Genomic DNA, 15,636 nt, shown 5'->3' with positions numbered 1-15,636 from the left:
CAGGCGGGCGGCGGGCGGGGCGTCGGTCACAATGGCCGCATGGCGATCAACTCGTTCATGGTTCCGCTGGGCACGCCCGCTCCCGAGTTCACGCTCCCCGCCGCCGACGGCGGCAAGCCGTTCTCGCTCGCCGACACCGGCGACGCGGCGGCCGTGCTGGTGGTGTTCCTGTCCAACCACTGCCCCTACGTCCGGCGCATCGAGACGGCGCTCGGCGCGGTGACGGCCGAGTACGCGGCGCGGGGCGTCGCCACGGTCGGCATCGGCAGCAACGACACCGACCGCTACCCCGACGACGACGCCGAGCACCTCGTCGAGCAGGCCGGGCGCGCGGGCTTCACGTTCCCCTACCTGCTGGACGACACGCAGGAGGTCGCGCTCGCCTACCGCGCCGCCTGCACCCCGGACTTCTTCCTCTACGACGCGGCGCGGCGGCTGGCCTACCGGGGCGAGTTCGACGGCGCGCGGCCCCGCAACGACGTCCCGTCCAACGGGGCGACGCTGCGGGCCGCGCTCGACCTGGTCCTCGCGGGCGAGCCGGTGCCCGAGCCGCACACGCCGTCGCTCGGCTGCGGCGTCAAGTGGCGGCCCGGCAACGAGCCCGGCTGAGCGGACGCCGTCAGTCCGCCATGCCGTTCCGGTACGCGTAGGTGACGGCCTGGGCGCGGTCGCGCAGCCCTGCCTTCGCGAACAGGTTGTTGATGTGGGACTTCACCGTCGCCTCGGAGATGAACAGGTCCCGGGCGATCTCGGCGTTGGACAGGCCCCGCGCGATGAGCCGCAGCACCTCGGCCTCGCGCGGGGTCAGCCCGTCGGGCAGCCCGCCGGGCGCCGCCGCCGGCCGCTCCCCCGACGCGACCGCCTCCACGAGCCGCCGCTGCACGGCCGGGTCGAGCTGGGCGGCGCCGCCGCGCACCGCCGCGACCGCGCGGGCGATCTCGTCGGCGCCGGCGTCCTTGGTGAGGTAGCCGCGGGCGCCCGCGCGCAGCGCCGCGAAGATCGACTCGTCGTCGGCGTAGGTGGTGAGGACGACGACCTCCACCTCGGGATGGTCGGCCTTGATCCGCCGGGTGGCCTCGGCGCCGTCCACGCGCGGCATCCGCAGGTCCATCAGGACGACCTCGGGCCGCAGCTCGGCGACCAGCTCCACCGCCCGCTCCCCGTCCCCGGCCGACCCGACGACCTCGATGTCGGGCAGCAGGTTCAGCAGGAGGATCAGGCCCTCCCGCACGACGGTCTGGTCGTCCACGACCAGGATCCTCGTCCGGCCCGTCATGACGGCACCCGTAGCGACACTGTGAAGCCCTTCTCGTCCGGTCCGGTCTCCAGGGTCCCACCGATCAGCGCCGCGCGTTCGCGCATGCCGACCAGGCCGTAGCCGCCGCTCGCGAGGTCCAGCGGCGGTTCGGTGCCGCCGGTGTCGGCGACGTCCAGGACGATCTCCCGCTCGGTGTAGCGCAGCGCGATCCGGGCGTCGGCGCCGGGGGCGTGCTTGCGGGTGTTGGTCAGCGCCTCCTGCGCCGTCCGGACGACCGCGAGCGCGACCGGCGGGGCGACCTCCCGGGCCGTCCCGGTCACCTCGACGGGGCAGGCGCGGCCGGTGCCGCCCCGGAAGTCGGCGGCCAGGCTCTCCAGCGCCTCGTCCAGCGGGGGCGCGTCGCCGCGCAGCGCCGCGAGCGCCCGCCGGGTCTCCTCCAGCCCGGACCGCGCGAGCCGTCCGGCGCGTTCGACCTGCTCGAGCGCCTGCCCGTCGCCGTCGCGTGCCAGCAGCAGCCGTGCCGCCTCCAGATGGACGACCTGCGCCGACAGCGAATGGGCGAGGATGTCGTGAATCTCCCGCGCCATCCGGGACCGCTCGGCCAGCGCGATCGTCTCGGCCTCGGCACGGCGCGCGGCGGTCTCGGCGAGCCGCCGCTGCCGGGTGGCGATCGCGCCGACGAGCACGCCGAGCCCGGCGGCGAGCAGGCCGAGGTCGGGGCCGTCCGGACGGATGGCCTCGCTGATGGCGGCCGTCGCCAGCAGCGTCGCGCCGCCCGCCGCGACCGCCCACGCCAGGCCGAGCCGCACCACGAGCGACCACAGCGCGACCATCGCGAACGTGAACCCGCCGCCCGACCGGGACGCCACGCCGTACAACGCGAGCGCGGTCACGAGCGCGAGGCCCGCCAGGACGACGGCGAGCCGCGCGTCGCGCGTCCCCGCGTCCCGGCCGCCGGTCCGCTTGCAGACGCGATCGGCCCGCCGGGACAGTCCGATGCACGCCCCGAGCAGCGCGACCGTCACGACGTTGAGCACCACGACGGCGAGGCCCGCCCCGTGCAGGGCGGGCCGCGGCGAGGTCTCGCCGACCGAGCGCAGATAGGAGAAGCCCGCCCAGCCGAGGCCGGCGGTCAGCAGCACCCTGCTGAGCCACCGGTCCCCGGCCGGGCGTCGCGGCTGCATCAGACGGCCACGGCCTGCACGGCGGGCGCCGGGACGAGCGTGCGCGCCCGGTAGACGACCAGCGCGTTCTGCACGACCAGCGTCAGCCCGAGGAACAGGAGCAGCCCGCCGCCCTCCGACGCCGCGCCGGTGACGTGGCCCGCGACGACGAGCCCGACGCGCAGCAGGACCGAACTGACCCAGGCGGCGAGCGTCCAGGCCGTCCCGCCGCGCCAGAGCGTGCCGTCCTCGGCGCGCCAGACCCGGACGGTCAGCGCCCGCACGACGCCCGACCCGAGCGCGACGACGAGGCCCGCGACGAGCAGCGTCACGCTCATGGCGAGGTGGTCGCGGTCGATCAGGCCGCCGCTGAACAGGCCGACGGCGGCGAGGATCAGCGGCACCCGGAAGGAGGACTTCTCCTCCAGCGGGCGGGAGGAGAGCTGGCGGCTCAGGACGAAGCCGAGCGCGACGACGACGAGGGCGATCTCTGCTGCGGTGCTCATGGGTTCAACGCTAGGCCGCGGCGGACCGGCGGGCATCGGAGCGCGGACGGGTTGCGCCCTTCCACCCGGGGGTGGAGGGGCTCAGCAGGGGGCGACCATCCGCCTGGTCAGGACGTGGAGGTAGCCCCGGAACCGCTCGATCTCGGCGGCGTCGGGATGGTGCCGGGACGGCAGGCCCTGCGTCGGCCGGCCGCCCGCGAGGAACCCGAAGACCGTCCAGATGACGGTCGCGACGAGGTAGTACGCGTCGACGTCCGGCGGGACCAGCTCCCGCGTCCGCTCCATGACGTGCCGCGTCTGCGACAGCACGTACTCGGCCTCCAGGCTCTCGGTGTCGGCGGCGTCGGCCAGCCACCGGTGCATCCACAGCGCGCGGAACTGCGGGTTCGCGGCGTAGAAGTCCAGCACCGCGTCCACGAGCGCGACGGCGCCCTCGACGGACGGGGTGAACGCGTCCGTCGCGGCGGCCAGCATCTCCTGCTCCGCCTCGTACGCCCGTCGCATGACCTCCAGGTACAGGGCCTGCTTGCCGCCGACCAGGCCGGTGACCATGCCGGTGCCGGTCCCGGCCGTGTCGGCGATCAGGTCCAGCGGGGTGGCGTCGTAGCCCAGCTCGGCGAACAGCCGCGTCGCGGCCCGCACGATCTGCTCGCGGAGGTCGTCGTCCGGCGGCACACCGGTTCCATCGCTCACCGTCACCACTCTAGACGGAGAGTGATCACGCACGCGCAGCCGGGTCAGGTGTCGATGCGGTCCATGTCCAGCTCGGACGCGCCCGCCGTGATGAACGCCCGGCGCGGCGCCACGTCGCTGCCCATGAGCAGGTCGAACGTCGCGGCGGCGCTCTCGGCGTCCTCCACGCGGATCCGGCGCAGCACGCGGTGGCGCGGGTCGAGCGTGGTCTCGGCGAGCTGGTCGGCGTCCATCTCGCCGAGGCCCTTGTACCGCTGGATCGGCTCCTTCCAGCGCTGCCCGCGCCGCTCCAGCTCCACGAGCCGCTGCCGCAGCTCGCCGTCGGAATAGGTGTAGATGTACTTGTCCTGGCCCTTGCGCGGCTTGATCAGCTCGATCCGGTGCAGCGGCGGGACGGCGGAGAACACCCGGCCGGCGTCCAGCATCGGCCGCATGTACTTGTAGAACAGCGTGAGCAGCAGGCAGCGGATGTGCGCGCCGTCCACGTCGGCGTCGGCGAGCAGGCACACCCGGCCGTACCGGGCGGCGTTCAGGTCGAAGGTGCGGCCCGAGCCCGCGCCGAGCACCTGGATGATCGAGGCGCACTCGGCGTTCTTCAGCATGTCCGCGACGGACGCCTTGTGGACGTTCAGGATCTTGCCCCGGATCGGCAGCAGCGCCTGGAACTCGGAGTTGCGGGCCAGCTTGGCGGTGCCGAGCGCCGAGTCGCCCTCGACGATGAACAGCTCGCTGCGGTCGTCGGCGGACCGGCAGTCCACCAGCTTGGCGGGCAGCGCCGAGTTCTCCAGCGCGTTCTTGCGGCGCTGGTTGTCGCGCTGGGTGCGGGCCGCGATGCGGGTCTTGGCCGCCCCGACGACCTTCTCCAGGACGGTCCGGAGCTGCTGCTTCTGTCCGCGTCCCGGGTTGTCGAAGACGGCCTTCAGCTCGCGCGTCACGACCTGCGCCACGATCCGGGTCGCGGCGGACGTCCCGAGGATCTCCTTGGTCTGCCCCTCGAACTGCGGCTCGGGCAGCCGGACCGTCACGACGGCGGTCAGGCCCTCCAGGCAGTCCTCCTTGAGCACGTCCTCGTCGTTGTTCTTCAGCAGCTTGGTGGCGCGGAGCTGCTCGTTCAGCACGCGCACCAGCGCCCGCTCGAACCCGCGCACGTGCGTCCCGCCCTTGGGCGTGGCGATCACGTTGACGAACGACCGGGTGATCGTCTCGTAGCCGGTGCCCCAGCGCAGCGCGACGTCGACCTCCAGCTCCCGCTCGACGTCGGTCGGGGTCAGGTGGCCCTGGTCGTCCAGGACGGGGACGGTCTCGGTGAACCCGCCCTTGCCCTCCAGCCGCAGGATCTCCACGATCGCGGGGTCCTTGGCGAGGTAGGTGCAGAACTCGCCGATGCCGCCGTCGAAGCGGAACGTCTCCTCGACCGGCTCCTCGCCGCGCTCGTCACGGACGTCGATGGTGAGGCCCGGGATGAGGAACGCGGTCTGCCGCATCCGGTCCATGACCAGGGGGCCGTCGACCGTGGCGTCCTTGAGGAAGATCTGCAGGTCCGGCCAGAAGCGGGTGCGGGTGCCGGTGACGTTCTTGCCGACCCGCCCGATCTCGTGGACGCCCGAGCGCTTCTTGAACCGGGCGTTCGGCCGTCCGGCGTCGGCGAACTCGCCGGGCAGGCCGCGCTTGAAGCTCATCGCCCAGGTGCGGCCGTCGCGGTCGATCTCGACGTCGAGGCGGGCCGACAGGGCGTTGACGACGGACGCGCCGACGCCGTGCAGGCCGCCGGACGCGGTGTAGGACACGCCGCCGAACTTGCCGCCCGCGTGCAGGCGCGTCATGACCAGCTCGACGCCGGGCAGCCCGGTGCGGGGCTCGACGTCCACCGGGATGCCGCGCCCGTCGTCGGCGACCTCGAACGAGCCGTCGGCGTGCATGGTCACCTGGATGTGCGAGCAGTAGCCCGCCAGCGCCTCGTCGACGGAGTTGTCGACGATCTCCCAGAGGCAGTGCGCGAGGCCCCGGCTGTCGGTGGACCCGATGTACATTCCGGGACGCTTGCGGACGGCCTCCAGCCCCTCCAGCACCGAGAGGTGCCGGGCGGAGTAGCCCTGCGGGTCGTCGGTCGTGGGTTCGGCTGTCGCGGCGGTCAACGTGCGTGCGCTCCTCGGGGGCGAGCCGGGTCAGGCGGGCGATCTCCGTCCGCCGGGGACGAGAGTACCCCCGGGTTCCGACATTCCTCCGCCAGGCTCGCCGCCGTCCGCCCCCGGCCGCGCGACCGGGGGTGGAGACGCCGGATCCACCTCCGGGCGGGTGTCCCGGGGCCGTCTCGGCCCTAAGGTCCCGATCATGGCACACACGATCAATGCGGACGGGCTCCGCAAGCGGTACGGCGACGTCCGTGCCGTGGACGGGGTCTCGTTCACCGTCGAGGAGGGCGAGTTCTTCGGCATCCTCGGCCCGAACGGCGCGGGCAAGACCACGGCGCTGGAGATCATCGAGGGTCTCCGGGAGGCCGACGAGGGGACGGTCACCGTCCTCGGCCTGCCGCCGTGGCCGCGCAACTCCAAGCTCCTGCCCCGCATCGGCGTCCAGTTGCAGGCGTCGGCGTTCTTCGAGCGGCTCACCGCGCGCGAGCAGTTGCAGACGTTCGCGTCCCTGTACGGGGTGCCGGCGCGCAAGGCCGACGCGATGCTGGAGGCCGTCGGGCTCACCGGCAAGGCGGGCGAGCGCGTGGAGAAGCTGTCGGGCGGGCAGGCGCAGCGGCTGTCGATCGCGTGCGCGCTCGTCCACGACCCCGAGCTGGTCTTCCTGGACGAGCCCACCGCCGCCCTCGACCCGCAGGCGCGCCGCAACCTGTGGGACGTCCTGCGGCAGATCAACACGGCGGGCCGCACGATCGTGCTGACCACGCACTACATGGACGAGGCCGAGTCCCTCTGCGACCGCGTCGCGATCATGGACGGCGGCAAGATCCTGCGGATGGGGCCGCCCGCCACGCTCGTGCGCGGCCTGGACGCGCCCGCGCGGATCAGCGTGGCCAGCGGCGTCCTGCCGCTGGAGGACGCCCGCGCGCTGCCCGGCGCCGACGAGGCCGCCGACGACGGCGTGTCCCTGACCGTCGAGACCCGCGACCCGTCGGCCGTCGTCGCGGCCCTGGCGACGCGGGACGCGCTGACGGGCGTCCAGATCCGCGGCGCCACCCTGGAGGACGTGTTCCTCGACCTGACCGGACGGGAGTACCGCGCATGAGCACCTGGCAGAGTTTCCGGAGCCTGGCGCGGGCGATGTTCCTCGGCTTCCGCCGGGACCGGGGCGCGCTGTTCTTCACCGTCCTGTTCCCGCTGATGTTCCTCGTGGTGTTCGGCGGCGTGTTCGGGCACCAGACGTCGTCCAAGGTCGACGTGATCGAGATCGGCGCGGCGCCGCTGATCGACGGGGCCGTCGCCCATGACGCGGACCTGCGCAAGACCATGAAGGTCACCCGCTACGCCACGTCGGCGGCGGCGCTGCGCAAGGTCGAGAAGGGCGACGCCGCCGCGGCCGTGGAGCAGCGGGACGGGACGCTCGTCGTCCACTACTCGGCGGCCGACCAGGTCAAGGCCGGGACGGTGCGGGGCCTGCTCGGCGCGGTCGTCCAGGCGGCGAACCAGGAGGCGTCCGGCAGGCCGCCCACCTACCGGATGTCGGACGTCCAGGTGGAGGACGACTCGCTCAAGGCGATCCAGTTCTTCACGCCGAGCCTGCTCGGCTGGGCGCTGGCGTCGGCGGGCGTGTTCGGTGCCTCGCAGACGCTCGTGACCTGGCGGACCAAGGGCATGCTGCGGCGGCTGCGGCTGTCGCCCGCGCCGATCGCGACCGTGTTCGGCGCGCGGGTGGCCGTCAGCCTCGCCGTCGCGATGGTGCAGCTCGGGCTGTTCCTCGCGGTGGCCCAGCTCCCGGTCTTCGGCCTGAAGCTGATGGGCGCGTGGTGGATGGCGATCCCCTCGGTCGTGGCCGGGGTGCTGGCGTTCCTCGGCATCGGAATGCTGATCGGGGCATGGGCCAAGACGCAGGAGTCCGCCCAGTCGATGACCCAGCTCGTCGTGCTGCCGATGGCGTTCCTCGGCGGTTCGTTCTTCCCTCTGGACGATGCGCCGGTGTGGATGCGGACCCTGTCCTACGTTTTTCCGCTGCGTTACCTGAACGAGGCGATGCTCAACGTGATGGGGCGCGGACTCGGCCCCGCGTCGGCGTTGCCGCAGATCGGAGTACTCCTCGGGGTGGCCGCGGTGACCGCGTTCCTCGCCTCCCGGCTGTTCCGCTGGGACGCTTCGTGACGGAGCGTCACCAACCCGATGTGACCTCGGTCACTAAGGCTGCCATTCTGCTCTCGGCGTACCTGGAAACCGGTTGGGAACGTTCACGTCGGGTTAGATGTTGTCTTAAGTACCGACCCCGAGCATGAGGAAGGTGCCGTGACTGGAGCCCTTGCCCCGACCAAGCCGTTGACCGTCGCCGACCGGTGCGACCGCTGCGGCGCCCAGGCCTACGTCCGTGCGGTCCTTGTAGGCGGCGGCGACCTTCTCTTCTGCGCCCACCACGGGCGCAAGTACGCGGAGGCGCTCCGATCCAATGGGGCCGACATACAGGACGAGTCCGCCCGACTCACCGAAACGCCCGCCTCCGCCGTCGACGACGACCGGTAGGTCGGACCAGACCCGCTTGCGGCGGCCACCGAGCCACGGGGGCCGCCGTTTCCGGTGCCCGCGACCGGTCCGGTGCGCGGGCCGCGCCGTTCCGGGGGGAACGTGTTCATCCTGCTGCCGCCGTCGGAGAAGAAGGCCGCCGGCGGGGACGGGCCGCCGCTCGATCTCGCCGCGCTGGCGTTCCCCGGGCTGAACCCGGTCCGCAAGCGGCTGCTGACGGCCGTGCGCCGCGTGTCGGCCCGGCCGTCCGGCGCGGACGTCCTCGGGCTGCCCGCCGGACAGGCCGCCGACGCGCTCGCCCGCAACCGCGCCCTCGCCGACGCGCCCGCGCTGCCCGTCGCGCGGCTCTACACCGGCGTCCTGTACGACCATCTCGCCCTCGACACGCTCGATCCCGTGCGCGCCGCGGAGCGGATCGTGGTGTTCTCGGGGCTGTGGGGCGCTCTGCGGCTCACCGACCGCGTGCCACCGTACCGGCTGTCCATGAACGTCACCCTGCCGCGACTCGGCCGGCCGGCGACGCTCTGGCGGCCCGCCCTGACCCGCGCGCTGGACGGCCCGCTCGGCGCGGACGGACGGCTCGTCGTCGATCTGCGCTCCGGCCCCTACTCCGCCGCGTGGCGTGCGCCCGGCCCCGCCGTCGCCGTCCGGGTGTTCCGGGAACGGGTCGTCGGCGGCGAGGTGCGGCGCACGGTCGTCAGCCACATGGCGAAGGCGACGCGCGGCCTGATCGCCCGCGACCTGATCGCGTCCGGCACGGACCCGCGCACGCCGGACGAACTCCTGAAGATCGTCACCGGCCTCGGCCATACGGCCGAACTGACCGGCACACCCCAGGGCCCCGCCCTGGACGTCATCCTCCCCGACTGATCCCTGTCGCTCGCGTGGCATGGCGGCCTGATCGGTTCGCGCGGCACGGAGGGCACGAGTGGCCGGCTCAGCGCGAGTCGCTCGCTCGGTCCGTGCGGTGCGCTCGTTTGGAACGTGCCGAATTCGGGCCGGGCGGCGCGTCCCGGCCGGTGAACCGGTTCAGTCCGTGACGACGTTCAGGTGTTTGCACGCCTTGAGGTACTGGTGCGTGCCGTCGCTGCCGAGGTACGTCCACGGCAGCCCGCTCGGCCGCCCGAACGTCCGCAGCAGGTGCTGGCGGGCGGGACGGCGCGCGTCGGCCAGATGGAACGCGGCTCCGAAGATGTTGTGCGCCTCGATCGTCCGCGGATGCGGGCGGGCGCCCTCGAACCAGCCCCGCGCCGCCGTCGCCACGTCCCGGTTCTCCTCGGGCGTGAACCACGACGACGACCCGCGGATGATCCCCGAGCGCGACTGGACGAAGTGCTCGAAATAGGCCAGCGGAACGAGCGCGGCCCGCGGGTCCTCGCGGCCGGCCGTGCTCATCGCCACCCGCGCGAAGTCGAACATCTCCTCCGGCACCCCGCCCCACTGCGGCGACAGCGTCACCACGCGCGCGACGTGCGCGCCGTAGAGCGTCGGGCAGCGGCGGCTGACCTGCTCCCAGAGCGCGTCCTTCTCCTCGCGGTCCAGGTCCAGCCCGAGCGCGAGCCACAGCATCGACTCCCACGGGACGGGATCCTCGGGCAGCATCTCCGCCGCCTTGCGCAACGGCTCGCGCGCGCCGCGCATCAACTTGGTGTAGGTGGTGAAGCGGGCGGCCTGCACCGCACGCGCCCGGCCGTCCGGCCGGACCGACCACGCCTCCTCCACCCGGGTGCGGCCCAGCCACAGCCACAGGTCGGGGTTGCGGGCGTCCTCGGCCAGCAGCGCCTCGATGCCGCCGCTCCAGCCGATCGCCGCCTTCGCCAGCGCCTCGACGCGCAGCGAACGCAGCTCCGGATCCGCGCGCGACTCGGCCAGGACGTGCGCGCCGAACCGGAAATAGCGGTCGCGGACGGCCGTGACCGCCTGGTCGAGCGCGGGATCCACCCACGGCCGCCCGGTGATCACCTGCGCGGTGCGGGGACGGACCACCGTGGCCCCGCTGCTCGTCGGGTTCCGGTCCACCGGTCCTCCCGGTGCCCGGTCAAGCTCCATGAGTCCCATAGCGCGGAAGCGTAGGAAGGAGCGAGGCGGTGGAAGCTACTTGGCGGTAAACACTGTGTTACATACCCAGGAGTAAATTGACCTGGCCGTTTTCCTTAAGTGAGCCTTGTCCGGACTCCTGCCGTCCGCGTGCCGACACATGCACGAAACGTGTCCGGCCCCCGCCCGTAGCGCGGACGAGGGCCGGACCCGGCGAACGATCCGTCAGTCCAGGTAGTCGCGCAGGACCTGGGACCGCGACGGGTGGCGCAGCTTGGACATCGTCTTGGACTCGATCTGCCGGATGCGCTCCCGGGTCACCCCGTACACCTTGCCGATCTCGTCCAGCGTCTTCGGCTGGCCGTCGGTCAGGCCGAACCGCATCGACACCACGCCCGCCTCGCGCTCGCTCAGCGTGTCGAGCACCGAGTGGAGCTGCTCCTGGAGCAGCGTGAAGCTGACCGCGTCGGCCGGGACGATCGCCTCGGAGTCCTCGATGAGGTCGCCGAACTCGCTGTCGCCGTCCTCGCCCAGCGGCGTGTGCAGGGAGATCGGCTCGCGGCCGTACTTCTGGACCTCGACGACCTTCTCGGGCGTCATGTCCAGTTCCTTGGCCAGTTCCTCCGGGGTGGGCTCGCGGCCCAGGTCCTGGAGCATCTGCCGCTGCACGCGCGCCAGCTTGTTGATCACCTCGACCATGTGGACCGGGATGCGGATCGTCCGCGCCTGGTCGGCCATCGCGCGGGTGATCGCCTGCCGGATCCACCACGTGGCGTACGTGGAGAACTTGTAGCCCTTGGTGTAGTCGAACTTCTCGACCGCGCGGATCAGGCCGAGGTTGCCCTCCTGGATCAGGTCCAGGAACAGCATGCCGCGTCCGGTGTAGCGCTTGGCCAGCGACACCACGAGCCGGAGGTTGGCCTCCAGCAGGTGGTTCTTGGCGCGGCGGCCGTCCTCGGCGATCCACTCGAAGTCTTCGAGGTCCTCGTCCGACATCGCCGGGCCGTCGGCGGCCAGCCGCTCCTCGGCGAACAGGCCCGCCTCGATGCGCTTGGCCAGCTCGACCTCCTGCTCGGCGTTGAGCAGCGGGACCTTGCCGATCTGCTTGAGGTAGTCCTTGACCGGGTCGGCGGTGGCGCCCGCGGCGGCGATCTGCTGCGCGGGGGCGTCCTCGTCGTCGTCGCCGAGGACGAACGCCTCCTCCTCCGAGACCGGCGCGCCGTCGGCGGGCTTGTCCTTGGCGGCGGGCGCGGCGACAACGGCGGGGGCGGGCTCCTCGGCCTCCGCCTCCTCGGTCTCCTCGGTCTCCAGCTCGACCGCGTCGTCGGTGAGGTCGGCCTCGAGGTCGTTCAGGTCCTCGAGTTCGGTGACGTCGACCTCGTCGTCCAGCTCGGGGTCCTCGCCGCCCTTGGCGCCGCCCTTGGCCGGGGCCTTGGCGGGCGCGGCGGCGACGGTCTTGGCGGCGGCCTTCTTGGCCTTGGCCGGGGCCTTGCGGGCAGCCGGCTTCACCGGCTTGGGCTTGGCGGCCGGCTCGTCGTCATCGCTGACGACGGCGGTCACCGTCTCGGGCTGCTGCTCCTTGGCGGCAGCGGCGGTCTTCGGCCGGCGCGCCGGAGGCGTCGTCGCGCGCTTGCGCGGACGCTTCGGCGCTGCGGATTCGGCGGCGCTCACCACGACCGTCACACCCTCCTTGCTGAGGCTCCGCAAGATGCTGGAGGCCTTCGACACGGGGATGTCGGCCTCCTCGAACGTACGGCGTACGTCGTCGGCTTCGAGGTAACCCTGGGACCGTCCACGCTCGATCAGTTGCGCGATGACGTGCTCGTGCAGATCTGACGCTTTCGAGGTCGAGCTAGCAGGCGACACAAATACCTCTCGAACGAACGTGTGGCTTGGTTGACCCAAGTGCCCTGACGGGCCAGGACCGGCCTCACACGGGGTGGGACCACACACCGAGCTGGGCCACATGTGCGGGAACGCAGCGTACCCGCTCTTCAGTGGGTCAAGCATTCTGGCACGGCTGCGCATTCCGCCTCGGTGTCCTTCTCGGTAGCTCCCCACCTTAGAGGGCGCGGAGCGGTCCTTCGTACGTACGGGACCGCATTCCGCACCACCGGCGGGCGGCCTTCTTACGCGGGCGCGGGCGGGACGTGCAGGGCGAGTACGGTCACATCGTCCACTTGCTCGTATCCGGCAAGCATCCGATCGACCAGGAAGTCGACGAGTCTCTCGGGATCTCCTACCACTTCAGGTGGGGCGTCTTCCGCGACGGCGACCAGCTCCTCCAGGCCGGCGTCCACCCCACGCCTACGGTTCTCCACCAGTCCATCGGAGTAGAAGACCACAGTGTTGCCGGTCTCCACGGAAAAACTTGTCTGCAGCCGCTCGCTCGGCCAGCCGAGGGGTGTCCCCGGCTCGACGTCGTCCACCCGCGCGGGCGCGTGCGGCGAGACGATCAGCGGCGGCGGATGGCCCGCGTTGCTGAACGTCCCCTGACCGGTCTCGGGGTCGATGACCACGTACGCGACCGTCGTGAACTGTTCCTCGGACTCGGTCGCGCTGAACAGCCGGTCGAGTCCCGAGAGCACCGCGGCGGGACGCGGGTCGTTCAGCGCGAGGGCGCGCAGGGCGTTGCGGACGCGTCCCATGACGGCCGCCGCCAGCACGCCCTTGCCCATGACGTCCCCGACGGCGATCGCGAGCCGGTCGTCGGGCAACTTGAAGACGTCGTACCAGTCGCCGCCGACCTGCACGTGCCGCGTCGCCGGGCTGTACCGGGCGGCGAGCACCATGCCGGGCAGTTGCGGCAGGTCGCTCGGCAGCAGGCTGCGCTGGAGCTGCTCGGCGGTGCGGTGCTCGCGCTCGAACAGCATCGCGCGTTCGAGCGCGAACGCGCACTGGCCCGCGAGCGCCTCCAGGAACACGCGTTCCTCGTCGGTGATCTCGCGCGGCCGGGTGAAGGAGAACCGCAGCGCGCCGATCGCCGCGCCCGCCGCCAGCAGCGGCAGCCCGACCCAGGCGCGCTCCTCGGCGTGCCGGGCGAACAGGCCCGACTCGTCGCGGCCGAGCTGCAGGCGCAGCACGTTCGGATGCTCGGCGAGGAACGGACGGCTCTCGCGGACGGCCACCGACATCACCGTCTGGTCGGCGACGGGGAACACCTCGCGCAGGACGGTGCTCTCACCGGTGTCGTCGCCGGGCGTGGACGACTCCACGATCGACAGGTTGGCCTTGGCGTCGTCCAGCAGCGCGACCGCCGAGTAGTCGGCGCCGATCGCCGACCGTCCGACCTCGGTGATGACCTGCACCACCTGCGCGACCGTCAACGCCTCGGCGAGCATGGACGTGGCCTGCTGGAGCCGGGCGGTGCGCAGCGCGGCGGCCGAGAGCTGCTCGGTCAGCCGGCCGCGCATCTCCTCGGCCTCGCGCTGGCCGGTGACGTCCAGGTTCGCGCCGACCCACTCCACGACCGTCCCGCCGCGCCAGATCGGGACGGCCCGGACGTCGAAGTGCCGGAACGCGCCCGTCCTGGTCCTGACGCGGTAGGAGCCCTCGAAAACGCGGTTCTCCCCGACGCACTCGCGCCACAGCGCCTCGACGCGCGGCCGGTCCTCGGGGTGGACGACGGCGAGCCAGCCGCCCTCGGCGTAGTCGGCCTGGGTCTGGCCGGTGACGGTGCGCCACTCCGGCGCGTCGTCCAGGACCGTCCCGTCGGGGGCGGCGACCCACACGATCTGCGAGCTGGCCTCGACCAGCGACCGGTACCGCTCCTCCTTGCGTCGGATGACGTCCTCGGAGCGGCGGCGGTCGGTGATGTCCAGCGCGGTCAGCACCGCGCCGATCGGCGCGCCGTCGGCGTCGCGGGCGGGCAGCCAGGTGCAGGCGAGGATCCGCTCGGTGACGGGCGGCGCGGCCGGCGACGGGACGTCGGGCACCGGACGGCGCGGCTCGGGGACGGGCAGGACGAGTTCGGTCTCGGTGACCGCGGGCTCCCCGGCCAGGACGGCGCCGAGCGCGTTCTCGGCCGCGGCGGCGGCCTCGGCCGGAAGGATCTCGGCGAGCCGCCGTTCGGCGAGGTCGCGCGCGGCGACGCCGAGCAGGCGGCCGAGCGCGTCGTTGGCGCGGCGGCAGCGGCGGGCCGCGTCGAAGAAGGCGATCCCGGCGGGGGCCTCGTTCATCAAGGCGGTGTAGAGCGCGGCGTCGGACGCGTTCATCTGCTGGCCCTCCACCCCGGAGACGCGGGGATGCGGAACGGGCGTCCCCGTGCTCATCAGCGACACCTCCGGCCCTCGGGCTTCCGCACCGCGCGGCGAGTTCTCATCACTATGGGCGAATGGGAGCACGGTAGCGCTCCCGCCTCCCTCACAACACCGGTCGAAGTCAGGTTCTCATCATCCCGAGGGTTCGGCGCGGGCGGAAGGTCCGGGACGCCGTCGTCCCGCGGCCCTCGTCCGGCGGCGGTGGTTTCGGACGTCGCTCCCGCGCGCGGTGTCCGGGGTCCGGGCGCGCGAGGGCGGCAAGTACGAGATGGTACGACGCCACGCCATGAATCGGGGTCCGGCTCGCCGGGTTCCCTCCGGTCCGGATGGGGGCATCCCACCGCGAAACCACCCGGAACATGCGGCAAAAACCTGGTAAAGCGACACCCTACTCTTTACCGGCTCCACCCCCAGCGAACGACCGCGGCAGCCGGAATCCACCGGCCCGGCGGCTCAGCGGGCGGACTTGGCGGCGGCTTTCTGGGCCTGCTTGAACGCCCGCACCTCGGCCAGGGACTCCGGACCGGTGATGTCGGCGACCGAGCGGCGCGACCCGTCCTCGCCGTACGCGCCCGCGGCCTCCCGCCACCCCTCGGGACGCACGCCGTACTGCTTGCCGAGCAGCGCCAGGAAGATCCGCGCCTTCTGGTCGCCGAACCCCGGCAGCGCCTTCAGCCGCTTCAGCAGCTCCGCGCCGGACGGGACGTCGCGCCAGACCGCCTCGGCGTCCCCGCCGTAGTTCTCCACAAGGTACTGACAGAGCTGCTGCACCCGCTTGGCCATCGACCCCGGGTACCGGTGCACGGCCGGCTTCTCCGACAACAGCGCCGCGAACGCCTCCGGGTCGCGCCCCGCGATCTCGTGCGCGTCCAGATCCTCCGCGCCCATCCGCCGCGCGATCGTGTACGGCCCCGCGAACGCCCACTCCATCGGGATCTGCTGGTCCAGGAGCATGCCGACGAGGGCTGCGAGGGGGCTGCGCGACAGGAGCGCGTCGGCCTCGGGCGACTGCGCGAGATGGACCGTCGTGGGCATGTGCCCAGCTTAGGG

The 15,636-nt window shown here is 72.6% G+C and carries 14 protein-coding genes; 5 read left to right on the top strand and 9 right to left on the bottom strand.

Translation table 11 applies throughout. The features are described 5' to 3' along the window. The first annotated feature begins 39 nt into the window (after positions 1-39). Positions 40-609, top strand: a complete 570-nt coding sequence (locus tag BTM25_RS24555; protein ID WP_103565394.1) for a thioredoxin family protein — start codon at positions 40-42, stop codon at positions 607-609. Positions 610-619: 10 nt separating this feature from the next. Here the strand turns inward: BTM25_RS24555 and BTM25_RS24550 are convergent, their stop codons facing one another. The 5 genes from BTM25_RS24550 to BTM25_RS24530 form a co-directional block, all read right to left on the bottom strand. Further along, entirely contained in the window at positions 620-1,276 is a 657-nt protein-coding gene (locus BTM25_RS24550) for a response regulator (RefSeq protein ID WP_103565393.1), read from the bottom strand. Further along, positions 1,273-2,442 carry a sensor histidine kinase gene (locus BTM25_RS24545; RefSeq protein ID WP_103565392.1) on the bottom strand — a complete coding sequence of 390 codons (1,170 nt, stop codon included), beginning with the start codon at positions 2,440-2,442 and terminating at the stop codon, positions 1,273-1,275. The genes BTM25_RS24550 and BTM25_RS24545 overlap by 4 nt, the downstream gene beginning before the upstream one ends. Further along, on the bottom strand, positions 2,442-2,927 hold the full coding sequence (locus tag BTM25_RS24540; RefSeq protein ID WP_103565391.1) for a hypothetical protein: 486 nt from the start codon (positions 2,925-2,927) through the stop codon (positions 2,442-2,444). Before BTM25_RS24540 ends, BTM25_RS24545 begins: the two co-directional genes overlap by 1 nt. A gap of 81 nt (positions 2,928-3,008) precedes the next feature. Further along, positions 3,009-3,620 (bottom strand): TetR/AcrR family transcriptional regulator, encoded by a 612-nt coding sequence (locus BTM25_RS24535; RefSeq protein WP_103565856.1) that lies wholly within the window; start codon positions 3,618-3,620, stop codon positions 3,009-3,011. Between the two features lie 44 nt (positions 3,621-3,664). Then, positions 3,665-5,755 carry a DNA gyrase/topoisomerase IV subunit B gene (locus tag BTM25_RS24530; RefSeq protein ID WP_103565390.1) on the bottom strand — a complete coding sequence of 697 codons (2,091 nt, stop codon included), beginning with the start codon at positions 5,753-5,755 and terminating at the stop codon, positions 3,665-3,667. Positions 5,756-5,951: 196 nt separating this feature from the next. Between BTM25_RS24530 and BTM25_RS24525 the strand changes: the two genes are divergently transcribed. The 4 genes from BTM25_RS24525 (at position 5,952) to BTM25_RS24510 (ending at position 9,160) form a co-directional block, all read left to right on the top strand. After that, a complete protein-coding gene (locus BTM25_RS24525) occupies positions 5,952-6,854 on the top strand; it encodes an ABC transporter ATP-binding protein (RefSeq protein ID WP_103565389.1) in 903 nt (300 codons plus the stop codon). Next, positions 6,851-7,921, top strand: coding sequence for an ABC transporter permease (locus BTM25_RS24520; RefSeq protein ID WP_103565388.1), 1,071 nt, complete (start codon positions 6,851-6,853; stop codon positions 7,919-7,921). The genes BTM25_RS24525 and BTM25_RS24520 overlap by 4 nt, the downstream gene beginning before the upstream one ends. Before the next feature lie 138 nt (positions 7,922-8,059). Next, positions 8,060-8,290 carry a DUF7455 domain-containing protein gene (locus BTM25_RS30530; protein ID WP_103565387.1) on the top strand — a complete coding sequence of 77 codons (231 nt, stop codon included), beginning with the start codon at positions 8,060-8,062 and terminating at the stop codon, positions 8,288-8,290. Positions 8,291-8,392: 102 nt separating this feature from the next. Further along, on the top strand, positions 8,393-9,160 hold the full coding sequence (locus tag BTM25_RS24510) for a YaaA family protein (protein WP_103565386.1): 768 nt from the start codon (positions 8,393-8,395) through the stop codon (positions 9,158-9,160). Between the two features lie 159 nt (positions 9,161-9,319). On the opposite strand, the gene BTM25_RS24505 is transcribed toward BTM25_RS24510, so the two are convergent. The 4 genes from BTM25_RS24505 to BTM25_RS24490 all read right to left on the bottom strand — a co-directional run bounded on the left by BTM25_RS24505 (position 9,320) and on the right by BTM25_RS24490 (position 15,621). Next, on the bottom strand, positions 9,320-10,309 hold the full coding sequence (locus BTM25_RS24505; protein ID WP_235828623.1) for a hypothetical protein: 990 nt from the start codon (positions 10,307-10,309) through the stop codon (positions 9,320-9,322). A 243-nt stretch (positions 10,310-10,552) separates the two neighbouring features. Then, positions 10,553-12,193 carry an RNA polymerase sigma factor gene (locus BTM25_RS24500; RefSeq protein WP_207657005.1) on the bottom strand — a complete coding sequence of 547 codons (1,641 nt, stop codon included), beginning with the start codon at positions 12,191-12,193 and terminating at the stop codon, positions 10,553-10,555. 263 nt (positions 12,194-12,456) lie between these two features. After that, positions 12,457-14,598 carry a SpoIIE family protein phosphatase gene (locus BTM25_RS24495; RefSeq protein ID WP_103565852.1) on the bottom strand — a complete coding sequence of 714 codons (2,142 nt, stop codon included), beginning with the start codon at positions 14,596-14,598 and terminating at the stop codon, positions 12,457-12,459. Positions 14,599-15,039: 441 nt separating this feature from the next. Then, entirely contained in the window at positions 15,040-15,621 is a 582-nt protein-coding gene (locus BTM25_RS24490; RefSeq protein ID WP_103565384.1) for an HhH-GPD-type base excision DNA repair protein, read from the bottom strand. Positions 15,622-15,636: the final 15 nt, after the last annotated feature.

It is taken from the genome of Actinomadura rubteroloni (genome assembly GCF_002911665.1).
Classification (GTDB): Bacteria; Actinomycetota; Actinomycetes; order Streptosporangiales; family Streptosporangiaceae; genus Spirillospora; species Spirillospora rubteroloni.
The sequence above is the reverse complement of the archived record's forward strand: the minus strand, read 5'-3'. Positions and strand labels throughout refer to the sequence as shown.

Coding starts and splice junctions, on each gene's coding strand:
- BTM25_RS24495 (WP_103565852.1), bottom strand. CDS start 14,598: ATGAGCACGGGGACGCCCGTTCCGCATCCCCGCGTCTCCGGGGTGGAG.
- BTM25_RS24540 (WP_103565391.1), bottom strand. CDS start 2,927: ATGAGCACCGCAGCAGAGATCGCCCTCGTCGTCGTCGCGCTCGGCTTC.
- BTM25_RS24555 (WP_103565394.1), top strand. CDS start 40: ATGGCGATCAACTCGTTCATGGTTCCGCTGGGCACGCCCGCTCCCGAG.
- BTM25_RS24545 (WP_103565392.1), bottom strand. CDS start 2,442: ATGCAGCCGCGACGCCCGGCCGGGGACCGGTGGCTCAGCAGGGTGCTG.
- BTM25_RS24550 (WP_103565393.1), bottom strand. CDS start 1,276: ATGACGGGCCGGACGAGGATCCTGGTCGTGGACGACCAGACCGTCGTG.
- BTM25_RS24525 (WP_103565389.1), top strand. CDS start 5,952: ATGGCACACACGATCAATGCGGACGGGCTCCGCAAGCGGTACGGCGAC.
- BTM25_RS24520 (WP_103565388.1), top strand. CDS start 6,851: ATGAGCACCTGGCAGAGTTTCCGGAGCCTGGCGCGGGCGATGTTCCTC.
- BTM25_RS24490 (WP_103565384.1), bottom strand. CDS start 15,621: ATGCCCACGACGGTCCATCTCGCGCAGTCGCCCGAGGCCGACGCGCTC.